Source organism: Mesorhizobium sp. B2-4-18 (assembly GCF_006441385.1).
Taxonomy (GTDB): Bacteria; Pseudomonadota; Alphaproteobacteria; order Rhizobiales; family Rhizobiaceae; genus Mesorhizobium; species Mesorhizobium australicum.
Genome location: NZ_VFUW01000004.1, coordinates 151,643 through 167,241, shown reverse-complemented (window position 1 = coordinate 167,241; position 15,599 = coordinate 151,643). Strand labels below are relative to the sequence as shown.

At 63.6% G+C, this 15,599-nt stretch carries 17 protein-coding genes; all 17 read left to right on the top strand.

All coding sequences use genetic code 11. The features are described from left to right. Positions 1–63 precede the first annotated feature (63 nt). The 17 genes from FJ527_RS11470 to fliF all read left to right on the top strand — a co-directional run bounded on the left by FJ527_RS11470 (position 64) and on the right by fliF (position 15,599). On the top strand, positions 64–1,875 hold the full coding sequence (locus FJ527_RS11470; RefSeq protein WP_140823146.1) for a DUF1217 domain-containing protein: 1,812 nt from the start codon (positions 64–66) through the stop codon (positions 1,873–1,875). A gap of 2 nt (positions 1,876–1,877) precedes the next feature. Continuing rightward, positions 1,878–2,603 carry a flagellar basal-body rod protein FlgF gene (gene flgF / locus FJ527_RS11465; protein WP_015315918.1) on the top strand — a complete coding sequence of 242 codons (726 nt, stop codon included), beginning with the start codon at positions 1,878–1,880 and terminating at the stop codon, positions 2,601–2,603. Position 2,604: 1 nt separating this feature from the next. Continuing rightward, positions 2,605–4,020, top strand: a complete 1,416-nt coding sequence (gene fliI / locus FJ527_RS11460) for a flagellar protein export ATPase FliI (protein WP_140823145.1) — start codon at positions 2,605–2,607, stop codon at positions 4,018–4,020. Between the two features lie 235 nt (positions 4,021–4,255). Continuing rightward, the gene (locus FJ527_RS11455) at positions 4,256–4,837 is read left to right on the top strand and encodes a hypothetical protein (RefSeq protein ID WP_224583355.1); all 582 of its coding nucleotides are present in this window, start codon (positions 4,256–4,258) and stop codon (positions 4,835–4,837) included. Positions 4,838–5,029: 192 nt separating this feature from the next. Continuing rightward, positions 5,030–5,410 carry a flagellar basal body rod protein FlgB gene (gene flgB / locus FJ527_RS11450; protein WP_140823144.1) on the top strand — a complete coding sequence of 127 codons (381 nt, stop codon included), beginning with the start codon at positions 5,030–5,032 and terminating at the stop codon, positions 5,408–5,410. Positions 5,411–5,412: 2 nt separating this feature from the next. After that, positions 5,413–5,829, top strand: a complete 417-nt coding sequence (gene flgC, locus FJ527_RS11445; RefSeq protein ID WP_015315914.1) for a flagellar basal body rod protein FlgC — start codon at positions 5,413–5,415, stop codon at positions 5,827–5,829. After that, a complete protein-coding gene (locus FJ527_RS11440) occupies positions 5,826–6,149 on the top strand; it encodes a flagellar hook-basal body complex protein FliE (protein ID WP_181166333.1) in 324 nt (107 codons plus the stop codon). The genes flgC and FJ527_RS11440 overlap by 4 nt, the downstream gene beginning before the upstream one ends. Positions 6,150–6,159: 10 nt before the next feature. Next, positions 6,160–6,948, top strand: a complete 789-nt coding sequence (gene flgG, locus FJ527_RS11435; RefSeq protein ID WP_015315912.1) for a flagellar basal-body rod protein FlgG — start codon at positions 6,160–6,162, stop codon at positions 6,946–6,948. Between the two features lie 6 nt (positions 6,949–6,954). After that, positions 6,955–7,467: a flagellar basal body P-ring formation chaperone FlgA gene (gene flgA, locus FJ527_RS11430; RefSeq protein ID WP_181166332.1), complete on the top strand. Its 513-nt coding sequence runs from the start codon at positions 6,955–6,957 to the stop codon at positions 7,465–7,467. Next, on the top strand, positions 7,464–8,705 hold the full coding sequence (locus tag FJ527_RS11425; protein ID WP_140823142.1) for a flagellar basal body P-ring protein FlgI: 1,242 nt from the start codon (positions 7,464–7,466) through the stop codon (positions 8,703–8,705). The genes flgA and FJ527_RS11425 overlap by 4 nt, the downstream gene beginning before the upstream one ends. Positions 8,706–8,713: 8 nt before the next feature. Beyond that, the gene (locus FJ527_RS11420; RefSeq protein WP_083883185.1) at positions 8,714–9,295 is read left to right on the top strand and encodes a MotE family protein; all 582 of its coding nucleotides are present in this window, start codon (positions 8,714–8,716) and stop codon (positions 9,293–9,295) included. Further along, a complete protein-coding gene (gene flgH / locus FJ527_RS11415; RefSeq protein ID WP_140823141.1) occupies positions 9,292–9,996 on the top strand; it encodes a flagellar basal body L-ring protein FlgH in 705 nt (234 codons plus the stop codon). Before FJ527_RS11420 ends, flgH begins: the two co-directional genes overlap by 4 nt. Before the next feature lie 20 nt (positions 9,997–10,016). Beyond that, positions 10,017–10,511: a flagellar basal body-associated FliL family protein gene (locus tag FJ527_RS11410; protein WP_015315907.1), complete on the top strand. Its 495-nt coding sequence runs from the start codon at positions 10,017–10,019 to the stop codon at positions 10,509–10,511. Continuing rightward, positions 10,508–11,239 carry a flagellar type III secretion system pore protein FliP gene (gene fliP, locus FJ527_RS11405; protein ID WP_015315906.1) on the top strand — a complete coding sequence of 244 codons (732 nt, stop codon included), beginning with the start codon at positions 10,508–10,510 and terminating at the stop codon, positions 11,237–11,239. The genes FJ527_RS11410 and fliP overlap by 4 nt, the downstream gene beginning before the upstream one ends. Positions 11,240–11,481: 242 nt before the next feature. Further along, entirely contained in the window at positions 11,482–12,477 is a 996-nt protein-coding gene (locus FJ527_RS11400; protein WP_015315905.1) for a flagellin, read from the top strand. Positions 12,478–12,752: 275 nt separating this feature from the next. Then, a complete protein-coding gene (locus tag FJ527_RS11395) occupies positions 12,753–13,823 on the top strand; it encodes a flagellin (RefSeq protein WP_140619449.1) in 1,071 nt (356 codons plus the stop codon). A 126-nt stretch (positions 13,824–13,949) separates the two neighbouring features. Next, positions 13,950–15,599, top strand: coding sequence for a flagellar basal-body MS-ring/collar protein FliF (fliF, locus tag FJ527_RS11390; RefSeq protein ID WP_023781317.1), 1,650 nt, complete (start codon positions 13,950–13,952; stop codon positions 15,597–15,599).

Here is a 15,599-nt window from a genome sequence, read left to right as displayed (position 1 = left end):
ATTCAGTTTCGCGCAAGGAAGTGAGCTTATTGTGCTGGCATAGCTTCGGCCGGAGGCGCGTCCTTGCTCAGTACCTATACCAGCTACCAGTTGATCACCAAAGACATCAACAAGTCGATCGACCGCATCGAGCAACAGCCGACGGTCGACCGCGACACCCAATATTATCTCGCCAACATCACCAAGGTGAAATCGATCGACGATTTCGTCAAAAATGACCGGCTGTTCAAATACGCCATGAAGGCCTACGGCCTGGAGAACATGGACTACGCCAAGGCGTTCATGGTGAAGGCACTCAAGGAAGGCGTCTCCGATCCCAACAGTTTTGCCAACAAACTGACCGACAAGCGCTACGCCGCGTTCGTCAGCGCCTTCAATTTCGCCGCCAACGGCACCAATGCGACGATCTACAACAAGGCGCAGCAACTGGTGACCAGCAACTATGCGCTGCAAGTCCAGATCGGCGCCTCGCAGGCAGGACTCTCCTACTATCAGAGTGAAACCGCCTACTATGTCACCAACATCTCCAAGGTGAAGTCGATCGACGACCTGATGGGCAACAGCCGCCTGCTGACATACGCGATGGCCGCGTTCGGCCTCGACGCCGAGACCGAACCGGCGGCAACCGTCAGGGCCATGCTCGAAGGTGGCGTCAGCGACCCCAACAGTCCCGCCAACAAACTGACCGACAAGAGCTACGCCAACTTTGTCTCGGCCTTCGATTTCGCCCAGTATGGCGATCAGACAACCACGCGCGATGCTGCCCAGCAGGCGGTGCCGAAAGGCTATGTGGCCGGAACCGGACTGAAATTGGTCGAACCGAGCGCCCAGTATATCAAGGGCGAGGCGGACTATTACGCGGCAAACATCTCCAAGGTGAAGTCGATCGACGATCTCATGGCGGACAAGCGCCTGCTCACCTTCGCCATGGCTTCCTACGGATTGGATGCGTCGACTGAAAAGCCGCTGCAGATCAGCACGATGCTGGCGGGCGGCGTCAGCGATCCCAACAGCCCGGCAAACAAGCTGACGGACAAACGCTACGCCAACTTCGTCACGGCGTTCAACTTTGCCCAATATGGCGATCAGACAACGTCGCGCGACGAGGTGCTGAAAGACACGCCGAAGATCTACACCACCGGGTCGGCCCTTGGCCTGATCCCGCCGAACGCGGACTCCATAAAATCGGAGACCGCATACTACCTTGCCAACGTCACGAACGTGAAATCCATCGACGACCTGATGGCCAACAGCCGGTTGTACAACTATGCGCTCTCGGCTTACGGACTCGATCCAGCGACGGAAAGCAAGGATCTCATCCGCAGCGTGCTGACCGGGGGCATTCGCGACGCCGACAGCGTCGCCAACAAGATGACGAACAAGGCTTATGCCGGGCTCGCCGCCGCTTTCAACTTCGAGCAGTACGGCGAAGCAGCCACCACCATCAATCCGGCGCAGCAGCCGACCGTCGACAACTACATGCGCCAGACTCTCGAGGAGGACGCCGGCAAGACCAATGAGGGCGTGCGGCTGGCGCTCTATTTCAACCGCAAAGCATCAACCATCACCAGCTGGTACGACGTGCTGGCCGACACGGCGCTTGCCAGCGTGGTGCGCACCGCGCTGGGGCTGCCCGATTCTTTCGCCACCGCCGACATCGACAAGCAGGCGCAATTGTTCGGGCAGAAGCTCGACATCTCGGATTTCACCGACCCAGTGAAACTGAACAAGTTCCTGACCCGCTTCACCAGCATGTACGAGATCAACAATCCGACCTCGACGGCGGTGACGTCGGTCAGCGTGCTCTTTGCCAAACCGGTCACATCGGGCATCTCCACCGACCTGATGATGGCCATGCAGAAACTGAAGTTCTGATCATGCGAGACAGTCTCTACGTTGCCCTCTCCGCGCAGATAGCCCTCGAGCGCCGGCTCGACACGATCGCCGACAACGTCGCCAACGCCAGCACCGTCGGCTTTCGCGCCACCGGCGTGAAGTTCGAGGACGTGGTGTCTGGCGCAGGGCAGAAGTCGGTTTCGTTCGCCTCCTCCGGCAAGACCTTTCTGTCGGGGGCACACGGCGCCATGACGGAGACCGGCAACCCGTTCGATTTCGCCATCCAGGGCGACGCCTGGTTCGCCATCGACACGCCAGTTGGCACCGTCATGACCCGCGACGGCCGTTTCTCGATGAACGAGAATGGCGAGCTGATGTCGGTCGAGGGCCATCCGGTGCTCGACGCCGGCGGGGCGCCGATCCAGCTCGATCCCCGCAACGGTCCGCCCAAGGCCGGCGCCGACGGCTCGCTGCGCCAGAACGAACAGCTCGTCGGCTCCATCGGCCTCTACAATTTCGACCCGGGCGAGAATTTCGTGCGCTACGGCAATTCCGGCATTGTGCCGGCACGCACGCCCGAACCGGTCACCGACCGCTCCGACATCGGCGTCGCCCAGGGTTTCCTCGAGGAATCCAACGTCAATCCCGTGCTGGAAATGACCCGGCTGATCATGGTCCAGCGCGCCTTCGAGAACACTGCCGCGCTGATGCGGCAGACCGATTCCTCCGCCGAGGAGGCGATAAAGACGCTCGGCTCGAAGTCGTAGCATGTCGTCAGAGCAGCCAGCCCTCCGCGCACCCGAAAGACAGCTCCAGCCGGCGCCGCTGGATCGGCTTGCCGCTTTGGAGCGGATTATCAGGCGCTTTGGCGACAGCGACGGGCTGGTCAAGCGCGGCGGGCTCGTCACCGAAGTCACATCAACGCACTACAAGGTGCGCGGTCTTTCCGATTTCACCAGGCTGGGTGACATTGTCGAGCAGCGCGGCCAGACCGGCTCGCGCCGCGGCGAGATCGTCAAGATCAGCCGTGACGAGGTTGTGATCGCCCCCTTCGAACGCAGCGCCGACGCCGGCATCGGCGATGCCGTGTTCCGCAGGGGTCCGCTCGCGGTGGCGCCGCATGCCTCGTGGCGCGGCCGCGCCATCGACGCGCTCACCCGGGCAATCGACGGTGGTCCGCCCTTGGTCAGGGGCGACGACATGTCGGCGGCCGCCGCGACACCCGGCGCCATGGCGCGGCAGCGCGTCGGTACCGCCTTCATGACCGGCGTCAAGGTCATCGACATCTTCACGCCACTCTGCTTCGGCCAGCGCATGGGCGTCTTCGCCGGATCGGGCGTCGGCAAGTCGACGCTGCTTGCCATGCTCGCCGGCGCCGACGCGTTCGACACCGTCGTCGTGGCGCTGATCGGCGAACGCGGCCGCGAGGTCCGCGAATTCCTCGAGGATACGATCGGCGACAGCATGGCCAAGACCGTGGCCGTCGTCGCCACCAGCGACGAGAGCGCCATGATGCGCCGGCGCGCGCCAGACACCGCCATGCGCGTCGCCGAGCATTTTCGCGACCAGGGCCACCGTGTGCTGCTGGTGCTGGATTCAATCACCCGCTTCGCTCACGCCCTGCGCGAGGTGGCGACGGGAACCGGCGAGCCGCCGGTTGCCCGCGGCTATCCCGCCTCGGTCTTCACCGAACTGCCCAAGCTGCTCGAGCGCGCCGGGCCTGGAACCGAAGGCCCAGGATTGGAAGGCAAGGGATCGATCACGGCCATCATTTCCGTGCTGGTCGACGGCGATGATCACAACGATCCGGTCGCCGATTCGGTGCGCGGCATCCTCGACGGCCATGTCGTGCTCGACCGCGCGATCGCCGAACAGGGCCGCTATCCGCCCGTCAATCCGCTGTCGTCCATCTCGCGACTGGCCGGCAAGGCCTGGAGTGTCGAACAGCGAGCCCTGGTGACGCGGCTGAAGTCGATGATCTCCCGTTTCGAGGACACGCGCGACATCCGGCTGCTCGGCGCCTATCAGGGCGGCGTCGACGCTGAACTCGATATGGCCGTACGCCAGGTGCCCGTCATCTATGAGGCGCTGACGCAATCGCCCAGGGACCGTCCGTCCGCCGATCCGTTCTCCGATCTTGCCCGCCATCTCAAGGGAAAGCAGAATGCCGAACCAGGAGACTGAACGCCAGTACACCGAGCGACTCCTGAACGAGATGATCGCCGAAGCGAACGCCGCGGAGCAGGCTCGAGCGGAGGAGGCCAGGGTCGCCAGGGCAAACGCCGCCGCCGCCATGGCTGCCCGGACCGCGGTTGTTCTGGCCAAGGCCGTCAAATCGGCTCTCCCCAGATCCGAGCCTTTGCCGGCCCGGACTGCCGAGCCCCCTGTGAATTCCCTTCCCCGCGTCGAGGCTGCCGATATGGCTCAAGCCAGTCGCGAATCGCTGATCGATGGCCTGTTTGCCGCCAGCGAATGGCCGCAGCCGCCAAAGCCGCAATTCCCCAGACTGGGCAAGAAGAAGGCGGACCGTCGCAGCGACGTCGTCATCGCCGCGCTCGGCATCACGCTCGGCCTGACCTGCGCCCTGTTTCCCTGGTACATCTTCTTCAACCAGGACCAGTTCGGCGTGCAGGCGATCAAGTTCGGCGGCACCGGTACCAATTCGGGACGTGCGGGAGGTGGCGTGGTCGCCGAGCGCAGCGCGCCGCTGACCGCCAGGGACGTTCCCAACGCCGATGTAGATCTGCTTGCCACCGGCACGGTGCAGGACGATTCCAAAACGCAGCCGCCCGGCGAGCAACCCTTCCCCGCCGACATCGCGAAGTTCCGCATGGTCCATGTCGCCAATGGCCGCGCCATGATCGAGGACGACACCGGCCTGTGGATGGTCCAGCGCGGTTCGACGCTGCCGGATTCCAGCAAGGTATCGGCGATCGAGCAGCGCAACGGCAAATGGGTAATGCTTACCAGCGCCAACCAGGTGATCGAGCTTTCCAGATAAGCCGTCACGGTTTTGTGCCGAGGATGATTTCAGGTCGGATCGTCCTGAAATCATCCGTCTCCATTTCAAGGGATGGAGCATGATGTCGTCCGAAAACCGCTTCACCGTTTTCGCCTTCACGTTCTAGCGACCGATCGCAAGGTCCGCGCAAGACTGGCGTCCTAGTCTTTGGGCACATGCCCGGAGATTCCCATGGAGCCTGTTTCCCTTTTCGATCTCGCCGCCAAGCAAGCGCAGTGGCTGTCGGTGCGTCAGTCGGCGATCGCCGGCAACATCGCCAATGCCAACACGCCGGGCTACACGGCAAACGACGTCGAGCCGTTCGAGAAGGTGCTCGACCGCACCGCGGTGTCGCTCCAGATCACCGAGCCCGGCCATCTCGGCACCGCGGCGACCAATGCCGGCTTCTCCATCAAGCCGCAGGAAGACGACGGCGTGGTCATGCCCTCCAAGAACACGGTCGTGCTTGAAGACCAGCTTCTCAAGGCCGGCGAGGTGCGCCGCTCCTTCGAACTCAACACGGCCATCGTCAAGGCATTCCACTCAATGATGATGATGGCGGTCAAGAGCTGACCATGGACGCACTGACCGCAGCCCTCAAAGTCGCAGCATCAGGCCTTGGCGCTCAGTCCGAGCGCCTGCGCGTGGTTTCGGAAAACCTCGCCAACGCCCAGTCGACAGGCACCACGCCGGGCGCCGACCCGTATCGCCGCAAGACCATCAGCTTCGTCTCCGAACTCGACCGGGCCTCCGGCAGCTCGACGGTGGAGGTGAATTCGATCGACCGCGACCCGAGCAATTTTCCGGTCGAATTCCAGCCCGGCAACGAGGCCGCCGACGACAAGGGCTACGTCAAGATGCCCAATGTGAACGTGCTGATCGAGATGGCCGACATGACCGAGGCCAACCGCTCCTACGAGGCCAACCTGCAAGTCGTGAAGCAGGCGCGTGATCTCATTTCAATGACCATCGACCTGATGAGGAACCAATGATCGTCAACGGCATCGGCGCGCTTAACCTGAAGCCTGGGCTGGGCGATACAGCCACCGATCTGCTGCAGGGTGGCGTTGCGCCGGCGGCATCGGGCAACCTTGGCACCTCCTTCGCCGAAGCGGTGAGCCAGGCTGCCTCCAAGACCGTCAGCACCATGCAGAATGCCGAGCAGGTGTCGATGCAGGCGCTCAAGGGCGACGCCGACACCCGCCAGGTGGTCGATGCCGTGATGAGCGCCCAGCAGGCGCTGCAGACCGCCGTCGCCATCCGCGACAAGGTGGTCTCGGCCTATCTCGAAGTCAGTCGCATGGGCATCTGAGGAGCAGGCCATGAAAGCACTCGCCATCGCCGCCACCGGCATGAATGCCCAGCAGACCAATCTGGAAGTCATCGCCAACAACATCGCCAACATCAACACCACCGGCTACAAGCGCGCGCGCGCCGAATTCTCCGACCTGCTCTACCAGGTCGATCGCACGCAAGGCGTCCCCAACCGCTCCAATGCCTCGCTGGTGCCGGAAGGCGTTTCGATCGGTCTCGGCGTCAAGACGACCGCCGTGCGCAACGTCCACACCCAGGGTGAACTGACCAGCACCGGCAACAGCTTCGACATGGCGCTCACCGGCAGGGGCTGGTTCCAGATCGAAGGCGCCGATGGCGGTACGCTCTATACCCGCGCCGGCGCCTTCAACACCAACGCCACCGGCCAGCTGGTGACGGTGGACGGCGCCAGTGTCATTCCGGCCATCACCGTGCCGACTGATGCGGTCGAAGTCATCGTCAACAAGACCGGCCAGGTCTTCGCCCGCATCGACGGCCAGACCGACCTGCAGAACCTCGGCCAGCTCCAGATCGTCAACTTCGCCAACGAGGCGGGCCTCGCGCCGCTCGGCGACAATCTCTTCCAGGAGACAACGGCTTCCGGCCCGGCCAATGTCGGCGTGCCCGGCGATCCCGGCTTCGCCACCATCCAGCAAGGCTATCTCGAGGCCTCCAATGTCGACCCGGTCAAGGAAATCACCGAACTGATCTCGGCGCAGCGCGCCTATGAAATGAACTCCAAGGTCATCCAGGCCGCCGACGACATGGCCTCCGTCGTCTCCAAGAACATCAGGTAACGGATGATGGCCATGCCGATCTCCTGCTCCGCATTCCGTCGCGCCGCGCTCGCCCTTGCGCTGGTGGCCTGCGGCATGCCGGCTTTCGCCCAGGACTCGGCCAACCAGATCGCCAGCAACCAACCTGCTGGCGAGGTCGTGCTGATCCCCAACCGGGTCATTTATCCCGGCGATACCATCGAACTCGCCGCCCTGAAGCAGGTCACCCTCATTCCCGGCAAGCATAAGCCCGATGCTGTTGCGACCCGTTCCGAGGAATTGCAGGGCAAGATCGCCAAGCGCACGCTGCTGCCCGGCCGCTACATTCCTTCAGCCGCCGTCCGTGAGGCCTGGCTGGTCGAGCAGGGTGCCGCCGTGCAGGTCTTCTTCGTCGCCGGCGGGCTGACGATCACGGCCACCGCCGTGACCTTGCAGCCGGGTTCGGCGGGCGACTTCATCAAGGTCCGCAACAGCGACAGCGGCAAGATTCTCTCGGGCACGGTGATGGCCGACGGCACCATCCAGGTCGGCGCTTCATGATGCGCCCGCTTGCCCTTCTGATTGCGGCCACGCTCGGTCTGCAGCCGGCACTAGCCGATGGCCTGACGCCCAAGGCCAAGCGCGAACTCGCCGCCAGGAATGGCGGTGTCTACGACGATCCCGAATATGATCCCGCCACCACCGCGCGCATGTTCCGCGTTTCGCCCGGACCAAGCTCGCTGCCGCCTGGCCAGGTCGCCTCGCGCATCAAGGATATCGCGCAGCTGCAGAGTTCGCGCGACAACCAGCTCGTCGGCTACGGCCTCGTCATCGGGCTCGCCGGATCCGGCGACAGCCTGCGCAACTCGCCGTTCACCGAACAGTCGATCCGCGCCATGCTCGAAAATCTCGGCATCGCCACGGAAGGCGGCAGCGCACGCGCCAAGAACGTCGCCGCCGTCATCGTCACCGCCAACATGCCGCCCTATGTGCAGTCCGGCGCCCGCATCGACATCGACGTCTCCTCGATGGGCGACGCTACCTCGCTTGCCGGCGGCACGCTGATCATGACGCCGCTGAAGGCGGCGGACGGGGAGATCTACGCCGTCGGCCAGGGCGCGGTCATCGTTTCCGGTTTCACCGCTCAAGGCCAGGCCGAGCAGTTGACGCAAGGCGTACCGACCGCCGGCCGCGTGCCGAACGGGGCCATAATCGAGCGGCAGGTGAAGGCCGAGTTCGATGACCAGTCGACGCTGACACTGCAATTGCGCAATCCCGATTTCTCCACCGCCATCCGCATCGCGGACGCGATCAACGACTACACCGCCCAGCGCTTCGGCATGCGCGTGGCGGCGGAGCGCGATTCCCGCACCGTGCAGATCAGGCGGCCGAAGAGCGTTTCGGCGGCCCGCTTCTATGCCGAGATCGAAAACCTGGTGGTCGAGTCCGACACGCCGGCCCGCGTCGTCATCGACGAGCGCACCGGTACCATCGTCATCGGCAACGACGTCAAGATCTCACGTGTCGCCATCAGCCACGGCACGCTGACGGTGCGCATTACGGAAGCGCCGCGCGTGGTGCAGCCCGAACCCTTCTCTAAGGGCGAAACCGCCGTCGAACCGTTCACAGCCATCGATGCCACCCGGCCCAACGCCCGCGTCGCCGTGCTCGACGGGCCCGACCTGCAAACTCTCGTTTCCGGCCTCAACCGTCTCGGCGTCAAGCCGGACGGCATCATTGCCATCCTGCAAGGCATCAAGTCGGCCGGCGCCTTGCAAGCCGATCTGGTTCTCCAATAGCGATGCCGATGATCACCTCCCTCTCATCCCATCAAGGACGCCCTCCCAGCGCAATCTTGTTCGCGGCCACGGTCCTCGCGGCCATGTCCGTTTCGAGCTGCGGCGCACGCGGCGAGGATGTCGTTCGTCAGATTCTGCCCGGAGCGCAGCCCGCGGTCGCACCGCAGCAACTGACACGAGAAAAGGCGCCGGACCAGAGCGAGATCGAGCGCTTCTGCTCCAACATCGCCGACGCCGCGCGCGACCGCCGCTATGCCTTGCAGGCGGAGGAGTTAAAACAGCTGCAGGCAGGCATCGACGAGCGCATGAAGGCGCTGGACGCAAAAAAAGCCGAATACGAAACCTGGTTGAAGCGGCGCGAGGTGTTTCTGGCCCGGGCCGAGGACGGCGTCGTCAAGATCTATGCCGGCATGAAGCCCGATGCGGCGGCCGAACGCCTGGCGATCGTCAATGCGGACCTCGCCGCGGCCATCCTGATGAAGCTCGATTCACGGAAGGCGGGTGTCATCCTCAACGAAATGGACCAGAAGGCGGCGGCGACGCTCACCGGCATCATGGCCAGCGCAGCCCGAAGGGTAGATCCGTCATGATCCGCAGAATGCTCATCCTGTGCGCGGCGGCAGCCTTGTCCGGCTGCGCAACCAATTTCAAGGAAATCGGTAGGGAACCATCGCTGTCGCCGGTCGGTTCAGGCATCGGCAGCGACGGGACAGCACCCTACAGCTATCCTCAGCCGCCCGCCGCGCCGGTCAAGAAGTTCTCTTTGTGGGACGACCGCCAGAGCCGGCTGTTCACCGATCCCAGGGCGCTGCGCGAAGGCGACATCCTGACCGTCAGGATCAAGCTCAACGACAAGGCCAACTTCAAGAACCAGAACGACCGGAGCCGCACCGCCGCACGCAAGCTGGGTTATGACGTCACGCTCGGATGGGAAGGCAACAGCACCAGCGGCAAGGGCGACGCCGGCTTGAGTTCCAGCACCGAAACCAATGCCGACGGCGAAATCAAGCGCTCCGAAAACCTGGAGCTCAACGTCGCCGCCGTCGTCACCGAGGTCCTGCCCAACGGCAATTTGATGATCAGGGGTTCCCAGGAAGTGCGCGTCAACTACGAGCTCAGGGTGCTCACCATTGCCGGCATGGTGCGCCCGTCGGACATCGGCGCGGAAAACACCATCTCCTATGAACGCATCGCCGAGGCGCGCATCTCCTATGGCGGCCGTGGCCGCGTCAGCGAGGTCCAGCAGCCGGCTTATGGCCAGCAGGTCCTCGACCAGGTTCTTCCGTTCTAGGCATTGGAGAGCGCGGCACCATGGCCAATGTCGATCAGATTCAGCCTCGCAAGGGTCCTTCCCTTGCCGTGCAGGGCGCCATGCTGCTCGTGGTGACGGCCGCCGCCATCGGCATGGGCTGGATGTCGGGCGGCTATCTCAAGGGCGTCGGCGCACCATCGTCGGTGCCAGTCGCGCCTGAAAACGAGGGCAAGGTACCCCAGCCCGAAGCCGCTCAACAAGCTGGCGCGGGGCCGACGCTCGTCGCGCTGGCGCCGATCACCACCAACATCGCCTCGCCCGCGGACACTTGGATCAGGATGGAAGTGTCCGTGGTCTACGACGCTCCGCAGCCGCCGGCGATGGCGGAGGACGTCCAGCAGGATCTTCTGGCCTTCGTGCGTACCCTCAAGATGCACCAGATCGAAGGCGCCAGCGGCTACCAGCATCTGAAGGCCGATCTCGACGAACGCGCCTCGATCCGCAGTCAGGGGCACGTCAAACAGGTTCTCGTCAGGACATTGCTGCTCGAATGAGAAAATTCCTTCTTGCCGCGGCACTGATCGGTGCCGCCACCTCCGTCGCGGCGGCCCAGCAACTGGACCTTGGCGGCATCGGCAAGGCCGATGGCGCCACCGTCGGTTACATCATCCAGATGTTCGGCCTGCTCACCGTGCTGTCGGTGGCGCCGGGGCTGCTGATCATGGTGACCAGCTTCACCCGCTTCGTCATCGCCTTCTCCATCCTGCGTGCCGGCATCGGCCTGCAATCGACGCCGGCGAACCTCATCCTCATTTCGCTGTCGCTGTTCATGACCTTTTATGTCATGGCGCCGACCTTCGATCAGGCGTGGAATACCGGCGTCAAGCCGTTGATGGACAATCAGATCAGCCAGACAGAGGCCTTCGAGAAGATTTCCGATCCGTTCCGCACCTTCATGCTGCACAATGTGCGCGACAAGGATTTCGACCTTTTCGCCGACCTCGCCCGCGAACGCGGCCAGGTCGTTGCGAAGGAGACGGTCGACCTGCGCATCCTGGTGCCTGCCTTCATGATCTCCGAGATCCGGCGCGGCTTCGAGATCGGCTTCCTGATCGTGCTGCCATTCCTGGTCATCGACCTGATCGTGGCCACCATCACCATGGCGATGGGCATGATGATGCTGCCGCCCACGGTCGTGTCGTTGCCGTTCAAGATCCTGTTCTTTGTCCTGATCGACGGCTGGAACCTGCTCGTCGGCAGCCTGGTGCGCTCTTTCACCTGACCGTGCGCGCTCGACATCGGGTATGGCCTGCCTGCGGAATGAGGCAGCGCGCCGCGTCATCGAATTCCTCCGAATTATTTTCGATTAACCGTCCAGTTTAGTCGTTTGGTAGGGACTCGCCGCCATAGTCGCTCGCAGATGGCGGGTGACCCAAACGCAACGGTCATTGGCATGATGCCGCTCCGTCATACCGGACAAACCGGTATGCAAAAAACACCCTGTAAAACAAGGTACGAGTAGCCATGGCCAGTATCATGACCAACGCCTCGGCGTTGACCGCTCTGCAGAGCTTGAACGCCACCCAGAAGAACCTCGACACCACCCAGGCCCGCATCTCGACGGGTTATCGCGTCTCCCAGGCGTCGGACAACGCCGCCTACTGGTCGATCGCCACCACGATGCGCTCGGACAACTCGGCGATGTCCACCGTTTCGGACGCGCTCGGCCTCGGCGCCTCGAAGGTCGACACCGCCTACACCGGCATGGACAGCGCGATCACGACCATCAACCAAATCCAGCAGAAGCTGACCGCATCCTACGGCCAGACGGACGCTTCCAAGGAAAAGACCCAGGTCGAAATCGCCGCTCTTCAGAAGCAGTTGAAGGCCTATGCCGATGGCGCCACCTTCTCCGGCACCAACATGCTCTCGGTCAACAGCGGCGCCACCGCCACGACCGCGGCCGACGTCAAGATCGTTTCGGCCTTCAACCGCAGCGCCACCGGCGCGGTTTCGATCTCGACGATCGACGTCAACGTGGAAAGCATCAAGCTGTATGAAGCCGGCACTGCTGCCGGCGTGACGAAGGGTATCCTCGACGCCGACCGCCTCGGTACCGATGGCAGCGTCGCGGCCGCGGCCTCGAACCCGACCTTGGGCGCTGCCGCAGCGGCCACCGACACTTATTCGGTCGCCAGCCTGAAGATCTTCTCGGGCACCACCGCTGCGAGCGATACCCAGATCCAGGCTATGATGAACGTCGTCGATGCCGCGCTGAAGGGCATGACCAACGCTGCCACCAAGCTCGGCGCCGCCAAGAGCTCCATCGACCTGCAGAAGACCTTCACCTCGAGCCTGATGGACTCCATCGATCGCGGCGTCGGCCAGCTCGTCGATGCCGACATGAACAAGGAATCGACCCGCCTCCAGGCCCTGCAGGTTCAGCAGCAGCTCGGCGTCCAGGCGCTGTCGATCGCCAACGGCTCGTCGCAGTCGATCCTGTCGCTCTTCCGCGGCTGATCCCTCTCGACCGATCAAACCAGGCAAACGGGCCGCGCCAAAAGCGCGGCCCGTTTTGCGTTTGCTCCAGCCCCGCGCAACCCTCGTTTCTTAACCCTCGAAAGCTGGCTTTTAACAGGCCGTTAACCATAACGCGCTAGTCATGGTTAACCAATGACTTACAACGGATTGCCGAATCGGCCCGATCGGGTGACGGTAATCCACGAGCGGGTCGAGCGGCTCGCGAGGGCAACGCCGGTTTGAGAAAGACCGGTCTGGAAAAAGGAGCGAGTTTCTTGGCGAGCATCATGACGAACGCCGCGGCGTTGACCGCACTTCAAAGCCTTAACGCCACCAACAAGTCGCTCGAGCAAACGCAGTCCCGAATCTCGACGGGCTACAGGGTCTCCGAGGCCTCCGACAACGCCGCCTACTGGTCGATCGCCACGACGATGCGCTCCGACAACCAGGCGCTGTCGACAGTCCAGGACGCGCTCGGCCTGGGCGCCTCGAAAGTCGACACTGCCTATACCGGCATGAACAATGCGCTGGATACGATCGGCAAGATCAAGACCAAGTTGCTTTCGACCATCGGCCAGACGGGTGCCGCCAAGGCAAAGACGCAGACTGAAATCACCGCGCTCCAGGCGCAGATGAAGTCCTTTGCCGATGCCGCCACCTTTTCGGGCTCGAATTATCTTTCGGTAACGTCGACGCAGGTCGCCGCCGCCAATGATGGCGTCCAGGCCGACGCCAAGATCGTGTCGTCCTTCAATCGCTCATCGTCGGGCGCCATCTCGCTCGGGACGATCGACATCGATGTCGAGAGCACCAAGCTGTTCGATTCCGGTCTCTCCACCGCCGTCAAGAACCAGGGCACGCTTGACCGCCAGACCTCGGTCTATTCCACGGCGGCCGCCCAGGACCTGTATGATACCGCTTATGCGGCCGCAATCGCCGGCGGCGGCACGGACATTGCCGCCAACAACGCCGGCCAGACCGCGGCCGGGACGGTGGTTCCCAGGATCGACAATGTTTCCGCCTACAATCTCGATATCACCGCGGCCGGCGTGACCGACGACATCATCACCCAGATGGTCGGCAAGATCGACAAGGTCATGAGCCAGTTGACCGACTCCGCCACCATTCTCGGTGCGGCCAAGAGCTCCATCGACCTGCAGAAGACCTTCACGCAGAGCCTGATGGACTCGATCGATCGCGGCGTCGGCCAGCTCGTCGATGCCGACATGAACAAGGAATCGACCCGCCTCCAGGCGCTCCAGGTCCAGCAGCAGCTCGGCATCCAGTCGCTGTCGATCGCCAACAGCTCCTCGCAGTCGATCCTGTCGCTGTTCAAGAACGGCTAACCTTGGACTAGCTGACGGATACTTCGAAATTCACGGGCCGCGCCGCAAGCGCGGCCCGATTTCATTTTCGCACAAGCTTCGGGGGCTAGTGTTCCGGCGGACAGTCATGCTGGGAGTCGCTCAATCGTGCCGGAACAGATCCAGAGCATCATCTCGAATCTCCGCGGCTTTGGCGTCAGGCGCCTGGCCATGCTGGCGGGCATCGCCGTCCTGGTGATGGGCGTCATCGGCATTGCCTCGGTCTACCTCAACCGCCCGGCCTACGACACGCTCTATGTCGGGCTCGATCGCTCCGACGTGAACCAGATCGGCCTGGTGCTGGGCGAGGCCGGCATCGGCTTCGACGTCGGCGCCGACGGAACCTCCGTGCTGGTTCCGGCCGGCACCACGGCGCAGGCGCGCATGCTGCTTGCCGAAAAGGGCCTGCCGACCAGCGCCAATGCCGGCTACGAATTGTTCGACAATGTCGGCGCGATGGGTCTCACCTCCTTCATGCAGCAGATCACCCGGGTGCGCGCGCTCGAAGGCGAGATCGCCCGCACCATCCAATCGATATCGGGCATCAAGGCGGCGCGCGTCCACATCGTCATGTCCGAGCGTGCCAATTTTCGTCGCGACGAACAGCAACCCTCCGCGTCGGTCGTCATCCGCTACGCCGGCATCGACGCGGAGAAGAGCGCCATGTCGATCCGCCATCTCGTCGCCGCCGCCGTCCCTGGCCTGTCGGCCGACAAGGTGACGGTGCTCGATTCCAACGGCAATCTGCTGGCCGCGGGCGATGATCCATCCAACACCAGTGCCGCTCGCACGCTCGGCGTCGAGCAGACCGTGGAGGCGCAGATCGGCGACAACATTCGCCGCGCGCTCACGCCCTATCTCGGGCCCGACAATTTCCGCGCCAGCGTCAAAGCTGATGTCAACACCGACACCCGCCAGACCGAAGAGACGATCTTCGATCCGGAGTCCCGTGTCGAGCGCTCGGTGCAATCGGTGCGCGCCAACGAGAACAGCAACCAGAAACAGGCCTCGACCCCGGCCAGCGTCGAGCAGAACCTGCCGGAGACCCAGGCGACCAGCACCGAGGGTCCGCAGACCTCCTCGGCCAACGACCGCAAGGAGGAGATCACCAACTACGAGATCAACTCCAAGAAGATCGCCACCGTCTCCAATGGCTACAGCGTCACCAAGATGTCGATCGCCGTCGTCGTCAACCAGGACCGGCTGAAGACGATCCTGGGCAAGGACGCCACACCGGACCAGATCGCCAAGCGCGTCGCCGAAATCCAGAAGATGGTAAGCTCCGCCACCGGCTTCGACGACAAGCGTGGCGACGTCATCGACGTCTCGGCCGTCGAGTTCATCGACGGGCTGGACGGCGAGGCGGTGCCACAGGCGGGAATGCTCGATTCCATCGGCCAGCATGCCGGCACGCTGATCAATGCCGGCGCCTTCATCGTGGTGGTGTTCCTGGTCGCCTTCTTCGGCCTGCGGCCGATGGCGGCCGCGCTGACGGCAAAGGCGACGCCCGCTATAGCAGGCCCCAATTTCGATGAGGTCCAGCGCTCCCTGCCCACCCCCGAGGCAGCCGCTTCCGCCGATGCGGGTGCCGCCATTGGCGCTCTGCCCGGCACGCGTGCCGGCGCCACCCCGCTCGACGATCTGCGCCAGAAGATCAGGCCGGCTCCGCAGGAGCGGCTTGCCCGCATGGTCGACATCAACGAGGAACGCACCGCGCAGATCCTGCGCAAATGGGCGGCCCAGGAAGTCGCGGCGTAG